Source organism: uncultured Candidatus Puniceispirillum sp., assembly GCF_963979125.1.
In the GTDB taxonomy this organism is placed as follows: domain Bacteria; phylum Pseudomonadota; class Alphaproteobacteria; order Puniceispirillales; family Puniceispirillaceae; genus Puniceispirillum.
Map to the genome: position 1 here is coordinate 1 of NZ_CAXBVX010000185.1, position 1711 is coordinate 1711.

Annotated in this window: 2 protein-coding genes; one reads left to right on the forward strand and one right to left on the reverse strand. The window is 48.3% G+C overall.

Annotated features, from left to right (window positions below; translation table 11 throughout):
* Positions 1 to 1015, reverse strand: a 1015-nt coding sequence (locus ABNT28_RS11020) for a sulfatase-like hydrolase/transferase (protein ID WP_348721633.1), incomplete at its 3' end; no start/stop codon positions are given.
* A gap of 80 nt (positions 1016 to 1095) precedes the next feature.
* Here ABNT28_RS11020 and ABNT28_RS11025 point away from each other — a divergent pair.
* The coding region (locus ABNT28_RS11025) for an ROK family protein (protein WP_348721634.1) at positions 1096 to 1711 on the forward strand (616 nt) is incomplete at its 3' end.

A 1711-nucleotide genomic window follows, 5' to 3' on the forward strand; every position in this document is an offset into this window, starting at 1 on the left:
CCCGGGTCACGCAATCATACATTGTCCATTTCTGAATATGCCCATGTTCGCCTAACGCATCGGCATGGTCAGAACAGAAAATGACGATGGTATTATCTAAATGTCCCTGCTTGTCGAGACAGTCCATGATCTGCCCAACTTTCTGATCAATCATCGACACGTTCGCCGCATAATAACGGTGTAGCCGCTGGATATCTTCATCCGTCAGATTTTCACGCCACGCAACACTATCTATGTTGAAATCAACCATACTTTGACGAAGCTGCTGGTGCATCTTGGGCTGTTGGGCCAATTCCTGCTGCGATGCGGCACGATGGGGAAATTCGGTATCCTTATAAATTGCCAGAAATTCATCTGTCGGATCATATGGTGGGTGTGGGCCGGGGAAGCCAATTTGCAAAAAAAACGGGCTGCTGGCCTTGCGGTCTTCGAGCCACCAGACCGCCGTGTCGCCAACAAAATTATCTGGATGCATGTCATCATCAGTTTCCCAGGTGAAACAACCGAGGTTCTTTAAAAAAGCATCACGATCGTCTCTAACCCGCGTGTAGCGGGATGGTTTTTCCAGTCCACGCGCCTTTAACGCCTTATCCCATTCGTCGTAAAGCGCGCGTTCATGGTCCTCCAGAAATAGCGGCCGATCCTTGTTTTCAACAAAAAATCGTTGATGAAATCCGCCCTTGGCATCATAGGGGTTTATGTGCATCTTCCCAATATTGACACAGTGATAGCCTGCCTGCGCAAGCCAGCTAACCCAGTTCGGCTGCCATGTTTCAAAATTTGTATAGACATTGGTGGTGTGCGGATAGGCGCCAAGGAAAACACTCGCTCGTGATGAAACACAGACCGGCGAGGTCACAAAACAATTGGTAAAGGACGTGCCCTGTTTGACCAGCCTGTCCAGATTTGGGGTTTGCATCCAAGGGTGCCCAAGCTCGGCAATTGTGTCAGCGCGCTGCTGGTCAGTCATAATCAGAACAATATTTGGCTTTTGATGGTCGATTTTCTGGCTCATTGTCAGTCCTTGACTTATTTTTATTTAAGTTAAAAAATAAATCATGATTTTTAGATGAAATAAAGCGCAATTGAGTACCGATGTATAAGAACACCACAAACTTTGAGGGCGTGCGACAAACCAACCGTGGCAAAGTGTTGACCTTGATCCATGAAAGTCCGGGTATTGATCGAACTGAAATCGCGGCGTCGGTTGGCATTACCAATGCGGCCATTACCAATATTGTGAGTGAGCTGATTCGCTCGCGCCTTGTTGAGGAGGGAGCGCCATCGGTTGTTTCCCTCAATCGTGGCCGCAAGCGTGTTGGCTTATGGATCAATAAAGATGGCGGCTATGTTCTTGGCGTCACTGTCCTGGCCACCCATGCCAGCGTTACCCTTACCGATCTATTGGGTACGGTGATTGATGAGGTTTCTTTCTACCCGAAATTGCCAGCCGACCCATTTAGCACGCTAGATGAGGTTGCGCATCATGCTGCGAAGATTTGCAAGCTGCATAAGGTTGCGCAATCGCGGCTGCTTGGCGTTGGATTCGCAATTGCCGGATTTTTGAACGAAACATCACAATCCTTACAAAGTGCGCCTTATCTTGGCTGGCCGAAATTTGATTTGCGTGACGAGCTTTGGCTTCGCTTCAAATGTCCTTTGGTGATCGAAAATGTTACGCGCTGTATTGCCATTGCCGAAACCCGTATAG